The sequence below is a fragment of the Modestobacter marinus genome (genome assembly GCF_011758655.1).
In the GTDB taxonomy this organism is placed as follows: domain Bacteria; phylum Actinomycetota; class Actinomycetes; order Mycobacteriales; family Geodermatophilaceae; genus Modestobacter; species Modestobacter marinus.
In genome coordinates, this window is the sequence record NZ_JAAMPA010000001.1 from 655,628 (window position 1) to 673,866 (window position 18,239).

18 protein-coding genes are annotated in these 18,239 nt (G+C 77.2%); 8 read left to right on the forward strand and 10 right to left on the reverse strand.

The annotated features are described in order from the left end of the window. The first annotated feature begins 82 nt into the window (after positions 1-82). A complete protein-coding gene (locus FB380_RS03100; RefSeq protein ID WP_166753796.1) occupies positions 83-1,315 on the forward strand; it encodes an MFS transporter in 1,233 nt (410 codons plus the stop codon). Between the two features lie 26 nt (positions 1,316-1,341). Here FB380_RS03100 and FB380_RS03105 read toward each other — a convergent pair whose 3' ends face one another. After that, entirely contained in the window at positions 1,342-2,934 is a 1,593-nt protein-coding gene (locus FB380_RS03105) for a GTPase (RefSeq protein ID WP_166753797.1), read from the reverse strand. Further along, complete coding sequence (locus tag FB380_RS03110) at positions 2,931-4,631, reverse strand: GTPase family protein (protein WP_166753798.1); 1,701 nt, start codon at positions 4,629-4,631, stop codon at positions 2,931-2,933. The genes FB380_RS03105 and FB380_RS03110 overlap by 4 nt, the downstream gene beginning before the upstream one ends. A 175-nt stretch (positions 4,632-4,806) precedes the next feature. Here FB380_RS03110 and FB380_RS03115 point away from each other — a divergent pair, with 175 nt between their 5' ends. Beyond that, the gene (locus tag FB380_RS03115; protein ID WP_166753799.1) at positions 4,807-5,475 is read left to right on the forward strand and encodes an SDR family NAD(P)-dependent oxidoreductase; all 669 of its coding nucleotides are present in this window, start codon (positions 4,807-4,809) and stop codon (positions 5,473-5,475) included. 97 nt (positions 5,476-5,572) lie between these two features. Here the strand turns inward: FB380_RS03115 and FB380_RS03120 are convergent, their stop codons facing one another. From FB380_RS03120 to FB380_RS03135, 4 genes are all read right to left on the reverse strand, one after another. After that, positions 5,573-6,034, reverse strand: a complete 462-nt coding sequence (locus FB380_RS03120; protein ID WP_166753800.1) for a hypothetical protein — start codon at positions 6,032-6,034, stop codon at positions 5,573-5,575. Positions 6,035-6,110: 76 nt separating this feature from the next. Then, on the reverse strand, positions 6,111-6,431 hold the full coding sequence (locus FB380_RS03125; protein WP_166753801.1) for a hypothetical protein: 321 nt from the start codon (positions 6,429-6,431) through the stop codon (positions 6,111-6,113). A gap of 46 nt (positions 6,432-6,477) precedes the next feature. Then, on the reverse strand, positions 6,478-7,284 hold the full coding sequence (locus FB380_RS03130) for an HAD hydrolase-like protein (RefSeq protein WP_229681948.1): 807 nt from the start codon (positions 7,282-7,284) through the stop codon (positions 6,478-6,480). After that, positions 7,281-8,045, reverse strand: coding sequence for a cobalt-precorrin-6A reductase (locus FB380_RS03135; RefSeq protein WP_166753802.1), 765 nt, complete (start codon positions 8,043-8,045; stop codon positions 7,281-7,283). Before FB380_RS03135 ends, FB380_RS03130 begins: the two co-directional genes overlap by 4 nt. A 101-nt stretch (positions 8,046-8,146) precedes the next feature. Between FB380_RS03135 and FB380_RS03140 the strand changes: the two genes are divergently transcribed. Next, positions 8,147-9,229 carry a cobalt-precorrin-5B (C(1))-methyltransferase gene (locus FB380_RS03140; RefSeq protein WP_229681949.1) on the forward strand — a complete coding sequence of 361 codons (1,083 nt, stop codon included), beginning with the start codon at positions 8,147-8,149 and terminating at the stop codon, positions 9,227-9,229. Positions 9,230-9,285: 56 nt separating this feature from the next. Here the strand turns inward: FB380_RS03140 and cobM are convergent, their stop codons facing one another. The 3 genes from cobM to def are packed head-to-tail and all read right to left on the reverse strand — an operon-like array spanning position 9,286 to position 11,821. After that, complete coding sequence (cobM, locus tag FB380_RS03145) at positions 9,286-10,029, reverse strand: precorrin-4 C(11)-methyltransferase (RefSeq protein ID WP_166753804.1); 744 nt, start codon at positions 10,027-10,029, stop codon at positions 9,286-9,288. Next, complete coding sequence (gene cbiE / locus FB380_RS25790) at positions 10,026-11,267, reverse strand: precorrin-6y C5,15-methyltransferase (decarboxylating) subunit CbiE (RefSeq protein WP_166753805.1); 1,242 nt, start codon at positions 11,265-11,267, stop codon at positions 10,026-10,028. The genes cobM and cbiE overlap by 4 nt, the downstream gene beginning before the upstream one ends. Then, on the reverse strand, positions 11,264-11,821 hold the full coding sequence (def, locus tag FB380_RS03155) for a peptide deformylase (RefSeq protein ID WP_166753806.1): 558 nt from the start codon (positions 11,819-11,821) through the stop codon (positions 11,264-11,266). Before def ends, cbiE begins: the two co-directional genes overlap by 4 nt. Positions 11,822-11,866: 45 nt before the next feature. Here def and FB380_RS03160 point away from each other — a divergent pair, with 45 nt between their 5' ends. From FB380_RS03160 to FB380_RS03180, 5 genes are all read left to right on the forward strand, one after another. Then, positions 11,867-12,820 carry a cobalamin biosynthesis protein gene (locus tag FB380_RS03160; protein WP_166753807.1) on the forward strand — a complete coding sequence of 318 codons (954 nt, stop codon included), beginning with the start codon at positions 11,867-11,869 and terminating at the stop codon, positions 12,818-12,820. Between the two features lie 257 nt (positions 12,821-13,077). Next, positions 13,078-14,529, forward strand: coding sequence for a MocR-like transcription factor YczR (gene yczR, locus FB380_RS03165; RefSeq protein WP_166753808.1), 1,452 nt, complete (start codon positions 13,078-13,080; stop codon positions 14,527-14,529). A gap of 205 nt (positions 14,530-14,734) precedes the next feature. Further along, positions 14,735-15,466 carry a PAS and ANTAR domain-containing protein gene (locus FB380_RS03170; RefSeq protein WP_166753809.1) on the forward strand — a complete coding sequence of 244 codons (732 nt, stop codon included), beginning with the start codon at positions 14,735-14,737 and terminating at the stop codon, positions 15,464-15,466. Positions 15,467-15,555: 89 nt separating this feature from the next. After that, positions 15,556-16,221, forward strand: a complete 666-nt coding sequence (locus FB380_RS03175) for a lysophospholipid acyltransferase family protein (RefSeq protein ID WP_166753810.1) — start codon at positions 15,556-15,558, stop codon at positions 16,219-16,221. Between the two features lie 103 nt (positions 16,222-16,324). Next, a complete protein-coding gene (locus FB380_RS03180; RefSeq protein WP_166753811.1) occupies positions 16,325-17,824 on the forward strand; it encodes a cobyric acid synthase in 1,500 nt (499 codons plus the stop codon). Here FB380_RS03180 and FB380_RS03185 read toward each other — a convergent pair. Beyond that, on the reverse strand, positions 17,811-18,200 hold the full coding sequence (locus FB380_RS03185; RefSeq protein WP_166753812.1) for an acyl-CoA thioesterase: 390 nt from the start codon (positions 18,198-18,200) through the stop codon (positions 17,811-17,813). The genes FB380_RS03180 and FB380_RS03185 overlap by 14 nt on opposite strands. Positions 18,201-18,239: the final 39 nt, after the last annotated feature.

The following is an 18,239-nucleotide window of genomic DNA, read 5'->3' on the forward strand; positions in this document are numbered from 1 at the left end:
TCCTCCTCCCCAGCGCGGGACGGGCCTCCGGACGGGGCCGTCGGCGGGAACACGACCGGGTCGTCGGCGCTTGCATCGGTTCGTGCCCCGTCGTGAGCTCAGCCGCCCCGCCGCCTTCTGGTCGGTGGCGGTGCTGCTGACCCTGATGCTCGCCGCCTCCGGGGTGCCGTCCCCGCTGTACCGCGTGTACGCGGAGGAGTTCGGGTTCGGGTCGGGGCTGATCACCGTCGTCTTCGGCGTCTACGCCTTCGCGCTGCTGCTGTCGCTGCTGGTGGTCGGGGCGCTGTCGGACCACGTGGGGCGGCGCCCGGTGCTCGCCGCCGCGCTGCTGCTCGAGGCCGTGTCGATGGTGCTGTTCCTGGCCGCTGACGGGGTCGGGTGGCTGCTGCTGGCCCGGATCGTCCAGGGGCTGGCCACCGGGGCGCTGACCGGCGCGTTCGGGGCGGCGCTGCTGGACCTGCAGCGGACGGACCGGCCGCTGGGTGCCCTGGTCAACTCCGCGTCCCCAGCGGTGGGGCTCTCGGTCGGTGCGGTGAGCGCCGGGCTGGCGGTCGAGTTCCTGCCCGCGCCGACCAGCTGGGTCTTCGGCGCGCTCACCGTGCTGTGCGTGGCCGCCGCTGCCGGGGTGTGGGTGTTCCTGCCGGAGTCCTCCCCCCGCCTGCCCGGTGCGGCGCGGTCGCTGCGGCCCAGCGTGCAGGTGCCCGCCTCGCAGCGGCGCGCGTTCGTCGTCGTCCTGCCCTGCCTGGTCGCCACCTGGGCGCTGGGCGGGCTCTACGCCTCGCTGGGCCCGTCGCTGGTGGCCGGCGTCTTCGACGTGCAGGACCACGTCGTCGGCAGCCTGGTCATCCTCGCGCTCAACGGCACCGGCCTGGTCGGCTCGCTCTCCATGCGCACCGTCGCGCCGGCCCGGTCGATGGTCGTCGGCGCCCTGGTCTTCGCCGTCGGGGTGGCCGGCACCGTGGCCGCGCTGGTCACCGGCTCGCTCGCGCTGTTCTTCGTCGCCGCGGTCGTCTCCGGCTTCGGCTTCGGCACCGCCTTCCTGGGTGCGATGGCCACGGTCACCCAGGGCGTGGCCCCCGGTCAGCGGGCGGCCCTGCTGTCGGCGGTCTTCACCGCCAGCTACCTCGCCTTCAGCGTGCCGGCGATCGCCGCCGGGGTGGCGGCCGGGCACATCGGCCTGGAGCGGACGGCGCAGGTCTACGGCGTGACCGTGATCGTGCTGGCCCTGCTCGCGGTCGTCGGTCTCCGCCTGCACGCCCGCCGCCCGGCCCCCGACCCGGTTCCCGCTCCCCCCGTCCGAGCTGCCGCGGGCTGACCCGCCGGCGGCCGGGATCGGGGCGCTCAGCTGCCGGCGCGGGTCACCGCGGCGCAGAACCGGTCGTGGTCCTCGCGCGCCTCGGTGAGCGGCTCGACCACCTCGGCGTCGGCCACCTCGCCCACCCGGTCCAGCAGCCGCCGCCGCGCCTGTCTGGCCCGTCTCCGGGCGCCGGCGTGCACCAGCGGCCGGGCCAGCAGCGCCAGCAGCAACCCGGCGAGCAGCCCGCCGGCCAGCAGCAGCGTCGGCAGCGGGATGCCCTCCACCCGGGGCAGCGGGACGACGTCGTCCAGCTGGAGCAGCCCCAGCGCGACCAGGCCGAGCAGCCACAGGGCCCCGGCCAGCGCGATCAGCACGAGCAGCCACTGCAGCCCGCCGACGGCGCGCTGCCACAGCGGCGTCCGGTCCGGGCCGAGGTCGGTTCCGGTGACGGCGCGGTCGAGCCGATCGGCCAGCCGCTCCTCGGAGAACTCGGCGGTGCGCCGCAGCTCGTCCCGCCAGGCCTGCGGCAGCCCCTGCCCGGCGGAGTCGCGCGCCCGGCGCAGCGCCGCCCCGAGCGCCGCCTGCTGCACCGCCCCGGCCTGGGGCAGCGAGCTGCGGGCTGCCTCGTTGCCCAGGTGCAGCCGGCCCAGCGGGTCGGCCCGGAGCTTGCCGGTCCAGCGCAGCACCGGCCACCCGGTGTGCGCGGTGCCGCGGCGGCGGGCCGAGCGCTCCACCGCGGTGACCACGGCGGGCACCCCGGCGGCGTCGGCGAGCGCATCGGTCAGCCCGGTCCACTCCCCCGGGTCGCGGCTGCGGTCCGGCCCGGCGTCGGGGGCGCAGTGCTCGGCGAGCGCCCCGGCGGCGGCCCGCGCATCGGCGGCCAGCCGATCGGTGGCTGCCCGCCGGGCGGCGACCCGGCGGGCCAGCTCGGTGCGCAGCTCCGGCAGCCCGGCGCCGGAGCGGGCGGCCGTCGGCAGGACTGGGGTGGCCTGCAGGCCCTCCCGGTCCAGCAGCCCGCGCAGGTCGGCCACGCAGGCGGCGGCGGCCGGCTCGTCCAGCCGGTCGACCTGGTTGAGGACGACGACCAGCACCCCCGCGTGCCCGGCCAGCGGCGCCAGGTACTGCGAGTGCACCGCCGCGTCGGCGTACTTCTGCGGGTCGAGCACCCACACCAGCACGTCGACCAGCTCCACCAGCCGGTCGACCTCCAGCCGGTTCTCCAGCCGGACGCTGTCGTGGTCGGGCAGGTCGAGCAGCACCAGCCCGTCCAGGGCCGGGTCACCGGACTCGACCCGGTGCCGGCGGGGCACCTGCAGCCAGTCGAGCAGCCGGTCGGCGCCGTCGGGACCCCACACGCTGGCGTGCGCGACGCCGGTGGTCGGCCGGCGGACGCCGGGGGTGCTCACCTCGCTGCCGGACAGCGCGTTGAACAGGGTGGACTTCCCGCTGCCGGTGGCCCCGGCCAGCGCGACGACCGTGGCGTCGCCCAGCGCCTCGCGGGCACCGGCCTTGGCCAGCAGGGCGCGGGCGCCGGCGACCTCCGGCACCTCCAGCCGCCCCTCGGCGACCTCCACCGCCTCGCGCAGGGCGGCCAGCCGGTCGGTCAGGGACAGCTCACTGCGCCGACCGAGCCTCACGCGCCGACCTCGCGGACCGCAGCCAGCTCCTGGGCCGCCGACCGCAGCTCGACGTCGGCGCCCGGCGCCGGGGCGACGTCGGCGAGGAGTGCGTCGAAACGGTGCTGCTCGGCGCGCAGCAGCCGGTCGGCGCGGGCGTCCAGGTCGGCGCGGGCGCGGGCGGCGAGCTGGCGCACCGCCGCGTCGCCGAAGACCGCCTCCAGCACCCGCTGGCCGACCGCGGTGGTGCCGCCGGCGACGGCCAGCTCGGCGCCGGAGAGCCCGGCGGTCGAGGCGAAGACGGCGACCATGACCACCGCCCCCGCGCCGTTGACGCCCCAGGACAGCAGCCGGGCCCGTGACCGCTTGCCCGCCCCCTCGCTGCGCACCAGCTCCAGCACCGTGCCCTGCCAGTCGCGCACCTCGTCGGCGGAGGCGCCGGCGAACGACGGCGAGACCCCGTCCAGCTCGGTCTCCCTCCCGTCGAGCAGGTCGATCCCGCCCGGCAGCGTCCGCCAGCTGGTGACCGTCTTCTCCGCGGCCCGGTCGGCCTCGGCCCGCAGCAGCAGCTCGACGCCGGACTCCAGGGCGCCGGCCAGGTCGTCGGCGGGGTTGCTGCGGCCGGTGAACGCGGCGGTGACCCGGTCGCGCAGCCGGCCCACGTGCCCCTGGAGGCTGCGCATCCACTCGCCGGTGCCGACGAACTCCTGCCAGCGGGCGAGCACCTCCCCGCGCAGCAGGCTGCCGTTGCCGACGCCCTCGTCGATCGCCGCCCGCGCCCGGGCGTAGGAGGCGTCGGCGGCGGCCTGCAGCGCCTCGGCGGCGACCGCCTGCTCGGCGACACCGGTCACCACGACGTCGACCCGGTCGTGCAGGCTCTCCAGCGCCCCGGCCAGGGTCTGCCGGATGACCGCGGCCCGCTGCTCGGCGTCGGCGGCGAGCGCGTGCAGCCACTCGCGCAGCGGGGCGACCTGGTCCTCGGGCAGGAACCCGTCGGCCAGCGGGCGCTCCTCGACCACGAACAGCCGGGCGGTCTCCAGCCGGGCCCGGCGCAGCATCCCGGCCAGGTCGTCGGCGACCTCGACCACCGCCTCGGGCGGCACCCGGTCCAGCACGATCGCCAGCGCCGTCCCCCGCTCCTGGGCCGTGCGCAGCAGGTCCCAGGGGACGGCGTCGGCGTAGCGGGCGGCCGTGGTGACGAACACCCAGAGGTCGGCAGCGGCGAGCAGCTGACCGGCCAGGTCGCGGTTGGCCTCGACCACCGAGTCGACGTCCGGGGCGTCGACGAGGGCGAGCCCGGCCGGCAGCGCCTCGGACACCACCAGCTGCAGCCCGCCGGGGCCGGCCTCCCCGCCGGTGGTGCGGGTCAGCCCGGGCAGCACCCGGTCGCCGGCGAACGCGGCCCGGTCGGCGGGGGCGCAGACCAGCACCGGGGCGCGGGTCGTCGGGCGGAGCACGCCCGGGGTGGTGACCCGGGCGCCCAGCAGGCTGTTGACCAGGGTGGACTTGCCGGCGCCGGTCGAGCCGCCGACCACGGTGAGCAGCGGTGCGTCCAGGTCGCGCAGCCGGGGCAGCAGGTAGTCGTCGACCTGGTCGACGACCGAGCGGGCGGTGCGGGCGGCGGCGTCCCGGCCGGGGACGGCGAGCCCCAGGGGCGCCGCGGCGACCCGGTCGCGGAGCAGCTGCAGCGCTTCGGGGAGTGTGGCTCGGCTCGTCACCGCCAGTAGGTAGCCCGGGAACGGGCCGGTTACCCGTGCAGCCACCTTCCAGCTGCCCTGCGCCCCTGCCGGGTCTGCCACACCAGGACGGCGAGAACGACCGGTCCTGTCGGCACCGCCGGTTGCGGAACGGCGCGGGGAAACAGATCGACGCCCGGGTGCCTTGCACCCCGGCATGACGACGATCGCGATCATCGGTGCCGGCCGCGGGCTCGGCGCCGCCGTGGCCCGCAGGTTCGGCGCAGAGGGCTTCGCCGTGGCGCTGCTCTCCCGCTCCCAGTCCAAGCTCGATGCACTCGCCGAGGAGCTGGCCGCCGACGGCGTGCAGGCGCGCGGGTTCGCCGCCGACGTCCGGGACCCGGCGTCCCTGGCCGCGGCCCTGGAGCGGGCGACGGAGACCCTCGGCCCGATCGAGGTGCTGCAGTACAGCCCGCTGCCGCAGAAGGACTTCATGCGCCCCGTGCTCGAGACGACGCCCGCCGACCTGGTCGGCCCGGTGGAGTTCTCGATCTACGGTCCGGTGGCGGCCGTGCACCAGGTGCTGCCCGGCATGCGCTTCCTGGGCGAGAACCGGGGCACCATCCTGTTCGTCAACGGCGGCTCGGCGGTCACCCCCGGCCGCAACGTCACCGGGACGTCGGTGGCCTTCGCCGGCCAGGCCGCCTACGCCCAGCTGCTGCACGAGGTGCTCGGCGAAGAGGGCATCCAGGTCTCGCAGTTGATCATCCCCGGCAAGATCGAGCCCGGCAGCCCGGACAAGGACCCGGCCGTGCTGGCCGACCTGCTCTGGGACCTGCACACCCGGCGCGACCGGTTCCGCCACCAGGTCGCCGGCAGCGACTGACCAGCCGGGGTCCGGTCGACCGCACAACGGTCGGCCGGACCCAGCTGTCGGGTCCCGGCAGCTCGCCGGGCCGGCGCGTGGACCTCGCGCGTCGGCCTCAGTCCCGCAGCGGCCAGGGCACCACCGGGCCGAGCGGCTCCCCCGCGCCACCCTCGTGCTCGTGGCTGCCGGCGGCGTGGGCCAGGGCGGCCAGCAGGAGCACCAGCTCGTCGCGGTCCAGCCCGGCGGTCAGGTCGGACAGGTCGAGCGGCTGTCCCTCGGCGAGGCTCGCCGCCGCCCGCAGCAGCCGCAGCTGCCCGCCGCTGCCGCCGATCGCCCCGGTGCGGAGCGCGCCGTCCAGGTCGGCCCACTGGACCGCGGCCCACGGCCCGCCGTCGGTCGCGTCGGCGTCGAGCGCGATGGCGACCAGGCCGGCGGCCTGCAGCCGGGGCAGCCAGTGGCCGGACTCGGCCAGCAGCAGCACCGCCGCCTCGGCCGCGTAGTCGCCGACCGCCGCGCGCACCAGCGCGCTCTCCAGGTCCAGCGGGTCGAGGTCGACCGCCTGCGGTTCGCCCAGCACTGCGCACCACCTCCGCCGTCCACTGTGCACCGTGGGTCCGACGGTCCGGGGCGACGGTGCTCCGGCCGACCGGATGTCAGCCCGCGACGCCGCCCGGGTCACGGGTCCGGGCCGCCAGCCGGAGCGCCAGCGCCTGCACCGCCCCGGTCAGCACCACGACCGCCGCCACGGTGGCCCAGTACACCCACCTCGACTGCCCGTACCCGATCAGCTGGGCGCCGGAGAACAGCGCCACCGCGATGGCGAGGCTGGACCAGCGGCGGTACGGGTCCGGCAGGGCGGCCGAGGCCTCACCCAGCCGCAGCGGCCGCGCCGCCGAGCTCGTCGCGCGCTGCCCCTGGCGCACCGCGACGGCGATGCCGACGAGGACGAGCACGCACCCCAGGACGACGGCCATGCGCGGACGGTAGTCCCGCCGACCGGGCGCCGGTACCCGTTCCGGCTCAGACCGTGCCGAGCGCCGCCCGGACGTCGGCCGGCGTCGCGACCACCGCCGCGGCGCCGGCCGCGGCGAGCTCACCGGGCGGCGCCGGACCCCAGCCCGCGCCGATGCAGGGCAGACCGTGCGCCCGGGCACCCAGCACGTCGTGCGAGCGGTCGCCGACCAGCACCGGCCGTTCGCCGTCCGGGTGCGCGGCCAGCGCCGCGGCCACCACCTGCTCCTTGTGCCGCACCACGCCGTCCAGCGTCGCGCCGTGCACGGTCGCGAACTCGGGGAGCAGGCCGACGTGGGCCAGGATGCGCAGCGCGAAGGGCTCGGGTTTGCTGGTCGCGACCGCCAGCGTGGCGCCATCGGCCCGAAGCGCGGCCAGCAGCTCCGGGATGCCGGGGTAGACCGGCGCCTCGAGCATCGCGGCGGGGGTGCCGGGGCGCGGCGGCGCATCCGACACGGCGGCGGGGGTGCCGGGGTCCGGCGGCGCATCCGACACGGCGGCGGGGGTGCCGGGGATCGGCGGCGCATTCGACACGGCCCCGCCCGTGTAGTGGGCGCGGTAGGCGGCCACCGCGAGGTCGACGTCGTCCCCACGCAGGCCGAAGGCGGCGGCGAAGCCCTCCCACAGCGGCGGGCCGACCATCGACCGCAACTGGTCCTCGGTCGGCTCGGGCAGGCCCAGCGTCGCCACGGCCACCCGGATGGACGCCCAGATGCTCGGGGTCGAGTCGACCAGCGTGCCGTCCAGGTCGAAGAGCACCAGCCGTCGGCCGGTCCCTCCCGGTCCGACCACCGTGCTGGGCGCAGCAGACCTCACGTGCTCTCCTCCGGAGAGACCGGTGGGTCGAGCCGCTCGTCCAGCCAGGCCAGCGCCTCCTCGACCGTCGCCACGGTCGGCACCCCCGCCGGCAGAGCAGGCCGGCGCACCAGCACCACCGGCACGCCCAGCTCGCGGGCGGCGGTGAGCTTGGCCTCGGTCAGGTGCCCGCCGGAGTCCTTGGTGACGACGACGTCGACCTCGTGCTCGCGCAGCAGGGCGAGCTCGTCGGCGACGCTGAACGGGCCGCGGTCCAGCAGCAGGGTCGCCCCGGCCGGCAGCGGCTCGTCCGGCGGGTCGACCGAGCGGACCAGCACCCGGCCCGGCAGCGCGGCGAACGCGCCGACGCCCTGCCGGCCGGTGGTCAGGAAGACGCTGCGGGAGCCGGCCACCGCCTCGGCCGCGGCGGCCAGCGAGTCGACATGTCGCCAGGAGTCGCCGGGCTGCGGAGTCCAGCCGGGACGCTGCAACCGCAGCAGCGGGGTGCCGTGCGCGGCCGCGGCGGCCGCGGCCGATGCGGTGATCTGCGCGGCGAAGGGGTGGGTGGCGTCGACCACCGCCCGCGGCCGGTGCTCGGCGAGCCAGGCGGCCAGCCCGTCGACGCCGCCGAACCCACCGATCCGCACCTCCCCCTCGGGCAGCTCCGGGTCGGCCACCCGCCCGGCCAGCGAGGACAGGACGTCGACGTCCCGGTCGACCAGCGCGGCCGCCAGCCGCCGCGCCTCCCCCGTCCCGCCGAGCACCAGCACCTGACCGGTCACCGTGCCTCCTCGCCGAGATGCGTCCGGCTGCGGTGACCACCCGGCCGGACACCGCAGCGGGGCGCATCTCGACGGGTGGCGCCACCAGGGAGGATGGTGCCGTGAGCAGGGACGGCAGCGCGGGGCTGCGGCACGGCTGGACGACGGGCGCCTGCGCGACCGCGGCCACCACCGCGGCCTACACCGCGCTGCTCACCGGCGAGTTCCCCGACCCGGTGTCGATCGACCTGCCCAACGACAAGCACCCCGCCTTCGCCCTCGCCACGGAGCACCTGGCCGGCGGCGCGGCGAGCGCGAGCATCGTCAAGGACGCCGGCGACGACCCCGACGTCACCCACGGCGCGCTGGTCTCCGCCCGCGTCACCCACGGCGAGCCGGGCAGCGGCGTGCTGTTCCGGGCCGGTGAGGGCGTGGGCACGGTGACCAAGCCCGGGCTGCCGCTGGCCGTGGGCGAGCCGGCGATCAACCCGATGCCGCGCCAGTTCATCCGCGAGCACGTGGCCGCGGTGGCGCAGCGCCACGGCGGCAGCGGCGACGTCGTCGTCGAGGTGTCCGTGGAGAACGGCGCCGAGCTGGCGCGGAAGACCTGGAACCCGCGGCTGGGCATCCTCGGCGGCCTGTCCATCCTCGGGACGACGGGGGTCGTCGTCCCGTACTCGTGCTCGTCGTGGATCGACTCGATCCGCCGCGGCATCGACGTGGCCCGCGCCGCCGGGCGGGAGCACGTCGCCGGGTGCACCGGCTCGACCAGCGAGCGGGTGGCGCAGGAGCTGCACGGGCTGCCCGAGGACGCGCTGCTGGACATGGGCGACTTCGCCGGCGCGGTGCTCAAGTACCTGCGCCGCCACCCGGTGCCGCGGCTGACCGTGGCCGGCGGCATCGGCAAGCTGGCCAAGCTCGCCGAGGGCCACCTGGACCTGCACTCGGCCCGCTCGCAGGTCTCCTTCACCGCGCTGGCCGACCTGGTCGCCGAGGCCGGCGGCGGCCCGGAGCTGGTCGAGGGCGTGCGGACGGCGAACACCGCCCTCGACGCGCTGCACCAGTGCCAGGCCGCCGGGCTGCCACTGGGCGACCTGGTCGCCGCCGGCGCCCGCCGGACGGCGGAGGGCGTGCTCCGCGAGGCACCGGTCGAGGTGGACGTCGTGGTCATCGACCGCGCCGGCACCATCGTCGGCCGCGCCTAGGCCCCGCTGCAGGGGCCCGCCGCGAGCTCGCGAGCGGTGGGGGGCAGCGGGGTCCTTCACCAGCGCGGGCGGGTGGTGGAGTAGAGGTGGCTGTCCAGGAACTGCTCGGCGGCCAGCACCCGGCCGACGACCACCACCGCCGTCCGCCGTACCCCGGCGTCGCGCACCTGGGCGGCGATGTCGGCGAGCGTGCCGCGGAGCACCAGCTCGTCGTCCCGGCTGGCCTTGGCGACCACCGCCACCGGGCAGTCCCCGCCGTAGTGCGCGGCGAGCTCGGGGGCCAGGTCGTCCATCCGCTGCACGGCCAGGTGCAGCACCAGGGTGGCGCCGGTCGCCGCGTAGGCGGCGAGGGCCTCCCCCGGCGGCATCGGTGTCGACCGCGCCGACGTCCGGGTCAGGACGACGGTCTGCGCCACCCCCGGCACGGTCAGCTCCCGCTTCAGCGACGCGGCCGCCGCAGCGAACGCCGGCACCCCGGGGACCACGTCGTAGGGCACCCCGGCCGCGTCCAGCCGGCGCATCTGCTCGGCCATCGCGCTGTAGACCGACGGATCGCCGGAGTGCAGCCGGGCGACGTCCAGGCCCGCCTCGTGCGCGGCCACCAGCTCCGCGGTGATCTGGTCCAGGTCGAGGTCGGCGGTGTCGACCAGCCGGGCCCCGGCCGGGGCGGTGTCCAACAGCTCGCGCGGCACGAGGGCACCGGCGTACAGGCACACCGGGGACGACGCGATCAGCCGGGCGGCGCGCACGGTGACCAGGTCGGCAGCCCCCGGACCCGCGCCGATGAAGTGGACGGTCATCGGGTCACGCTCCAGATCGTCACGGGCATGGCGGGCTTCCAGCCGGTGAAGCCACCGACCGGCTGGGCCTGGGCGACCGAGAGCCGGGTCAGCGAGCCCCCGCAGCGGCCGTGCCACTCGGCGAGCACCGCCTCGCTCTCCACCGTCACCGCGTTGACCACCAGCCGGCCGCCCGGGGCGAGCAGCTCCCACACGGTGTCCAGCAGCAGCGGGGTGGTCGCGCCGCCCCCGACGAAGACGGCGTCCGGCTGCGGCAGCCCGAGCAGCGCACCGGGCGCCTCCCCCTCGACCACCTGCAGGTCGGGGACCCCGAGGCGGTGGGCGTTCCGGCCGATCCGCTTGGCGCGCACCGGGTCGGACTCCACGGCGACGGCCCGGCACGAGGGGTGCACCCGCATCCACTCGATGCCGATCGAGCCGGCGCCCGCGCCGACGTCCCAGAGCAGCCGGCCGGGCAGCGGGGCGAGCCGGGAGAGCGTCACCGCCCGGACGTCCCGCTTCGTCAGCTGCCCGTCGGAGGAGTAGGCGTCGTCCGGCAGACCCGGCACGGTCGGCAGCGGCACGGTGCCCGGGTCGGCGACCACCTCGACGGCGGTGAGCACCAGCGGGTCGGTCTCCGGGTGCGGCCACCCGGCGGCGGTGCCGGCGAACCGGCGCTCGGTGGGGCCGCCGAGCTGGGCCAGGGCGATGAGCCGGCTGGCGCCGTACCCGGCCCCGGCGAGCAGGGCGGCGACCTCCGCCGGCGTCCCGGTGTCCGAGCCCAGCACCAGCAGCCGCCGGCCGGGGGTGGCGTGCGGGAGGACCAGTGACACCGGCCGGCCGACCACGGAGACCACCGTCGTCCCCTCCACCGCCCAGCCCAGCCGGGCGCAGGCCAGGGTCACCGACGACGGGTGCGGCACCACGTCGACCGCATCGGCGCCGAACAGCCGCACCAGCGAGGTGCCGACGCCGGAGAGCATCGGGTCACCGCTGGCGAGCACGACGACGCGCTGCCCGGGATGGGCCTCGGGCAGCTGCGCCAGGGCGGGGGCCATCGGCGAGGGCCAGGGGACCCGCTCGGCGACCACGTCCGCGGGCACCAGCGCCAGCTGCCGGGCGCTCCCCCGGAGCACCTCCGCGGCCGAGATCGCCCGCCGGGCGATCGGGGAGAGCCCGTCCCAGCCGTCGGCGCCCACGCCGACGACGGTGACGGAGAAGCCGTCCGCGGGGCGCGGCCGCGGTCCGGGCGTGGTCACGCGGGCAGGTCGCCCTCGGGCCCGGCGGCCTCCGCGAGCAGCCGCTCCCGCAGCTCCGCCGGCAGCCGGTCGACGTAGACCGTGCCGTCGAGGTGGTCGACCTCGTGCTGGAGGCAGCGCGCGGCCATGCCGGTCGCCTCGATGGCGGTGGGCTCCCCCTGCAGGTCGACCCCGTCGACCCGGGCGCGGAAGGCGCGCTCCAGCTCGGCGTAGGGGCCGGGCACCGACAGGCAGCCCTCCTCGGTGACCTCGACCGCCGGCTCGTCCCCGACCGGCTCGAGCACGGTGAGCACCGGGTTGACCACGTAGCCGACGACGTCCTCGCCGTCGGCGTCCGGGCAGTCGATGACGAACACCCGCGCGTCGACACCGATCTGGTTGGCGGCCAGGCCGACCCCGTCGGCGGCGGACATGCTGGCGAACATGTCCAGGAGCAGGTGTCGCAGCTCCCGGTCGAACTCGGTCACCGGGGCACAGGGCCGGTGCAGCACCGGGTTGCTGCCGTAGGTGACGATCGGCCGGGCGACGCCGTCGTAACGGCCGGGCAGGCGCATGACCGTCGATCCTAGGGAGTGCCCCTGCTGCCTACAGTGACCGCGATGCGCACCCGGCCCGCTCCGACCGCCGCCGGGCTCGTCCTCGGCACCCTCGCCGACCTGGTGCTGGCCGATCCGCGCCGCGGGCACCCGGTCGCCGGCTTCGGCCGGGCGGCCGCTGCCCTGGAGCGCCGGGTCTGGCGGGACTCGCGGGCCGCCGGGGCCGGGTACGCCGCGGTCTGCGTCGGGACGGCGACCGCGCTGGGCGCCGTGCTGCACCGGGCGACCGCCGACCGGCCCGCCGCGCGGACCGTGGTGACCGCCGCGGCCACCTGGGCCGTGCTGGGCGGCACTTCGCTGAGCCGCGCGGCGGACACCATGGCCGGGCACCTGGCCGCCGGGGACCTGCCGGCCGCCCGGGCACACCTGCCCACCCTGGCCGGCCGCGATCCCCGCGGGCTCGGGGAACCGGAGCTGGTGCGGGCCACCGTGGAGTCGGTCGCGGAGAACACCTCCGACGCCGCCGTCGCCCCGCTGTTCTGGGGTGCGGTCGCCGGGCTGCCCGGGCTGCTCGGCTACCGCGCGGCCAACACCCTGGACGCGATGGTCGGCTACCGGTCGCCGCGGTACGCCCGCTTCGGCTGGGCCGCGGCCCGCCTCGACGACGTCCTCAACTGGGCACCGGCCCGGCTGACCGCCCTGCTGACCGTCGCCGTCGCGCCGCTGGCCGGCGGGTCGCCGGCCGGGGCCTGGCGGGCCTGGCAGCGGGACGGCGCCGCCCACCCGAGCCCGAACGCCGGCCGGTGCGAGGCCGCGCTGGCCGGGGCGCTCGAGCTGCGGCTGGGTGGCCGCAACGTGTACGGCAGCCGGGTGGAGGAGCGGCCGACGCTGGGCGACGGTCAGCCCCCCACGCGCGGGGACATCCGCCGCGCCGCCCGGCTCTCCCGGGCGGTGTGGACGGCGGCCGCCACCCTGGCGGGGCTGAGCCGGCTGCGCCGCCGGGGCGCCTCCGCCTGACGGGTCGGCCGGCGGCGCGGTGCCCGCCGCGGGGCCGGCGGTGGGAAGAAGCCGGCCGGGTCGACCTGCTCGTGGCTGGCCGGCGGGACGGCGGGGCCGAGACCTCCGTGCCGGGTGACCCGGAGCGTGTGACCGGCCAGGGCGCCGAGCGCCAGGAGCAGGCCGATCAGGACGACGAGACCAGTTGTCGGGTACATGGACCGAGACTGGCACCGGGGAACCCGCCCAGAACCGGGCCAATGCGGCACAGTGGCCTCATGCCAGTCGACGCACAACAGGCCACTTCGGCGCAGGAGGTCGCCGCGCTCGTCGGGCCGGTGACGGCCCTGCCGGGTCCGCGGTACGCCGGCCTGGCCCGGCGGGTCCGCGAGCTCGTGCTGGCCGGCCGGCTGCCGGCCGGCACCCGGCTGCCCGCCGAGCGCGACCTCGCCGCGGCGCTCGCCACGAGCCGGGTCACCGTCGCCTCGGCCTACCGGGTGCTGCGGGAGGACGGCTGGGCGCACACCCGGCAGGGGTCGGGCACGGTGGTCGAGGTGCCCGGCGGCACTTCGACCACGGCCGGCTGGCTGCCCCGCGACGTCCCCGGCCTGATCGACCTGGCGCACGCCGCGCCCTCCGCGGCACCCCAGCTGGAGCCGGCCTACCAGGAGGCGGTGCGCCGGCTGCCGGCCTACACCTCCGGCCACGGGTACGCCCCCGGCGGCCTGCCGGAGCTGCGTGCCGCGATCGCCGAGCGGTTCAGCGCGCGCGGTCTGCCGACCGACCCCGACCAGGTCGTGGTCACCTCCGGCGTCGGCGACGCCTCGGCGGTGGTCGCCGAGGCGCTGCTCGAGCCGGGTGACCGGGTGCTGATCGAGCACCCCAGTTACCCCGGGGCCCTGCGCCTGGTGGAGAGCGTGGGAGCCCGGCTGGTGCCGGTCCCGGTCGACGAGCGCCGTCCCGACGACCTCGTCGAGGCCGCGCACCTCGCGGCCCGGCAGAGCGCTCCCCGGATGGCCGTGCTGATCCCCGACTTCACCAACCCGACCGGCGCCCGGCTGTCGGCCGCCGGTCGCCGCCGGCTGGCCGCGACCCTCTGGCAGCAGGGCGTGCTGACGCTGGTGGACGAGTCGTGCACCGAGCTGCACCTGGACGACGGCCCGCTGCCGCCCTACGCCGCCGGGCTCCCGGACACCGCGACGGTGACCGTGGGCGGGCTGGCCAAGCCGGTCTGGGGCGGGCTGCGGATCGGCTGGTTGCGCGCCGACGCCGCCCTCGCGGCCCGGCTGAGCGCGGTGCTGGGACGGCGCCAGCTCTCCGTGGGCCTGCTGGACCAGCTGGCGGCGACGACCCTCGTGCAGGACCTCGACGCCGTGCTGACCTGGCGCCGCGACCAGCTCCGCACCCAGCGGGACGCCCTGCTGGCCGCACTGGCCGCCCGGCTGCCCCAGTGGCGGGTGCACCCGCCGTCGGGCGGCCTCTCCCTGTGGTGCACCCTGCCGCCGGGGCTGAGCTCGGCCGCCCTCGCCGCCGGCGCGGCATCGCGGGGCGTCCTGCTGGCCGAGGGCCGGGTCTTCGGCACCGGGCACGCCTTCGACGACCACCTGCGACTGCCGTTCACCCGGCCGGCCGAGGAGCTGCGGACGGCGGTCGACGTGCTCGCGTCGCTCGCCGAGAGCCTCGGCGGGGTGGGACGGCGACCGACGGCACCGGCCGCCACCGTCATCTGAGTGATCGGCTCCTCACGGACGGTGAGGCATCTCCCGGACGTCCGAGGGCGGCGCGCGCAGGTCAGCGCGGAACGGTCGCTGGCGGTAACTTCGGGGGCACTGGAGCGGTCGAGCCCACCCGCTCGATGGGCTGCACGGGTCCAGCCAACGGCTCGGCGGCCCCCACCGGAGACCCGGTGCGCCAGCAGAGAAACCGGCAGATGCGATGACCACCCCCTCCGCACTCCACCGCCGTCCGGACCCCGCGGGCTCGCCCGTGAACGCGGCCACCGGCCGGGTGCACCGCACGCTCCACCTCGCCGGCACCGACGCCCCCCGGCCGGCCGGCCGCTTCCGCGGTGACCTGCTCACCGAGCGGTGGTGGTGGTCGCCGGAGCTCCACGCCCTGTACGGCGTCCCGGACGGCCCGACCCAGCCCCCGGCCCAGCTGCTCCTCGCCCACGTGCACCCGGAGGACAGCCGCGCCGTCCAGGAGGCCCTCACCGCCGCCTGCACCACCGGCGAGGCCGTCACCCGCGAGCACCGCCTGGTGCGCGCCGACGGGGAGCAGCGCAACGTGGTGCTCGTCTGCGAGCCGGAGCGCGACGACTCCGGCGCGGTGGTCGCCCTCGGCGGCCTGGTCGTCGACATCACCGAGGGTCGCCCGGCCCAGCCCGCCGACGAGCAGGTGCGCCACCTGGAGACCGAGGTCGAGCAGCTGCGCAGCGCCATGGCCAGCCGCGCGGCGATCGAGCAGGCCAAGGGCGTCCTGATGCTGCTGATGAGCTGCGGTGACCAGGTCGCCTTCGACCTCCTGGCGCACATCTCCAGTCACACCCACCGCAAGGTGCGCGACGTGGCGGTCGCGATCGTCGACTCGGCCAGCGGTCGCCACCCGCTGCCGGACGACGTCCGCGAGATCCTGCACGACGCGTCCCCGCCCGGTCGCTCCGTCTGAGCGCACCCGCGCGTCCCGGCCCGGCGGCCGTCGGAGAGGATGCCGGGACCCGCGTCACGCAGGCCGGGACGAGGAAGGGGGACTGCGGCGTGTTCTACCTGCTCGTCCGGTTCGTGCTCCGGCCGCTGTTCGTCCTCTTCTTCCGGCCGAAGGTCACCGGCCGGGCCAACGTCCCCCTCACCGGCCCGGTGATCCTGGCCAGCAACCACCTCTCCTTCATCGACAGCTTCGCCATCCCGCTGATGGCCCCGCGCAAGGTCGGCTACCTGGCCAAGGCCGAGTACTGGCACGGCTCGGGCATCGGCGGCTGGCTCACGCGCACGCTGTTCACCGCACTGGGCGCCCTCCCGGTCGAGCGGCAGGAGGCCCGGGCCGCCCAGGCGACGCTGGACACCGCCCTCGGGGTGCTGTGCGCCGGGGAGGCGTTCGGCCTCTACCCCGAGGGCACCCGGTCCCGCGACGGCCGCCTCGGCCGCGGCAAGACCGGCGTGGCCTGGCTGGCTCTGACCGCCGACTGCCCCGTGGTGCCGGTGGCGGTGCACGGCACCGACAAGGTCCAGCCGGTCGGCGCGAGGTGGCCGCGCCCGCACCGGGTGCGGGTCAGCTTCGGCGAGCCGCTGACCTTCCCCGAGCACCGGGGCCTGGCCGGCAAGGGCAGGGCGCGGCGCGAGGTCACCGACCGCGTGATGGAGGCGATCGCGGAGCTCTCCGGCCAGGAGAAGGCCGGCTGGGGAGAGACCTCCACCGCCGCATGACCCCCCACCACGACGACCACCGGCACGTCGCCGGCCGGTCACCCGCGACCAGCTGGGGTCGGCAGTGAGCATCGGCCGGGACGGCTGGTCGCGGAGCGACCCCATGAGCGGCGCGCTGCTCGTCGCGGGCACGACCTCCGACGCCGGCAAGTCCGTGGTCACCGCGGGCATCTGCCGCTGGCTGGTGCGCCAGGGCGTGTCCGTCGCGCCGTTCAAGGCGCAGAACATGAGCAACAACTCCATGGTCACCGCCGACGGCGCCGAGATCGGCCGCGCGCAGGTGATGCAGGCCGCGGCAGCCCGCGTGGAGCCCGAGGCCGCGATGAACCCGGTGCTGCTCAAGCCGGGCGGGGAGAACGCCAGCCAGGTCGTCGTCCTCGGGAAGCCCGTCGCCGATGTGACGGCGCTGTCCTACCGGCCGATGAAGGCCGCGCTGCTGGAGCAGGCGCTGGCCTGCCTGGCCGACCTGCGCTCCCGCTTCGACGTGGTGGTCTGCGAGGGCGCCGGCTCCCCCACCGAGATCAACCTGCGGGCCGACGACATCGCCAACATGGGCCTGGCCACCGCCGCCGGCCTGCCGGTGGTGGTGGTCGGGGACATCGACCGGGGTGGGGTCTTCGCCGCCCTGTACGGCACCGTCGCGCTGATGCCCCCGGCCGACCAGGCGCTGGTCGCCGGGTTCCTGGTCAACAAGTTCCGCGGCGACGCCCGGCTGCTGGCCCCCGGCCTGGACCAGCTGGCCGCGCTCACCGGCCGGCCGACGCTGGGCGTGCTCCCCTGGCGCAGCGGGCTGGAGATGGACGTCGAGGACTCCCTGGGCGTCGACGCCGTCCGCGCCCCCGCCGGCCCGCCGCACGGGGAGGACGTGCTCCGGGTGTCGGTCGCCCGGCTGCCGAGGCTGTCCAACTTCACCGACCTGGACGCCCTGGCCACCGAGCCCGGGGTGCTCCTGCGCTACGCGACCCGCCCCGAGGAGCTCGCCGACGCCGACCTGGTGGTGCTGCCGGGCACCCGGTCCACCGTCGCCGACCTGCAGTGGCTGCGCGACACCGGGCTGGCCGACGCCGTCGCCCGGCGGGCCGCCGGGGGCGGAGCGGTGCTCGGCATCTGCGGCGGGCACCAGATGCTGGCCCGCACGATCAGCGACGACGTCGAGTCCCGGGCCGGCGTCGTCCCCGGGCTCGGGCTGCTGCCCGCCGAGGTGACCTTCGCCCGGGAGAAGACCCTGGGCCGGCCCACCGGCTCCGCCCTGGGCCAGCCGGTCCGCGGGTACGAGATCCACCACGGCGTGGTGGACCTCGACGACGGGGCCGAGCCGTTCCTGGACGGCGCCCGCGCGGGCTCGGTCTTCGGGACGACGTGGCACGGGGCGCTGGAGTCCGACGGCTTCCGCCGGGCGTTCCTCACCGAGGTCGCCCGGATCGCCGGCCGCCGTTTCGTCGTGGCCCCGGACACCGACTTCGCCCGGCACCGCGAGGCCCGGCTGGACGCGCTGGGCGACCTGGTCGCCGAGCACGCGGACACCGACGCGCTGTGGCGGCTGGTCGCGTCCGGGCCCCCGGCCGGCCTCCCGGTGCTGGCCAGCGGGATCAGCCCGCGCTGACCAGCTCGCGCACCTCGTCGGGCCACGGCACCGGCCGGCCCCCGGCGGTCGCCACGTAGGTGGTCCGCACGGTGCAGCAGACCCGCTCGCCGACCCGCACGGTGAGGGCGAGCGTCAGGCTGGTGCGGCCCAGCTGGGCCAGCTCCGCGTCGACCTCGACCGTGTCGCCGTACCGGGCCGAGGAGCTCCAGTCCAGCGCGGTGGCCTTGACGTAGTACTCGACGCCCCAGGCGGCCAGCGCCCCGTACGGCACCCCGGCCGCCACCCACCAGGCGTTCACCGCCTCGTCGGCCCAGGTCAGGTAGTGCGCGTTGAAGGCGACGCCCTGCTGGTCGCACTCGACGAACCGGACCGGGGCACTCCACACCGCAGGCACGAGGGGGCAGGCTACCGACCGGCGCCGCGCCGCCGGCCG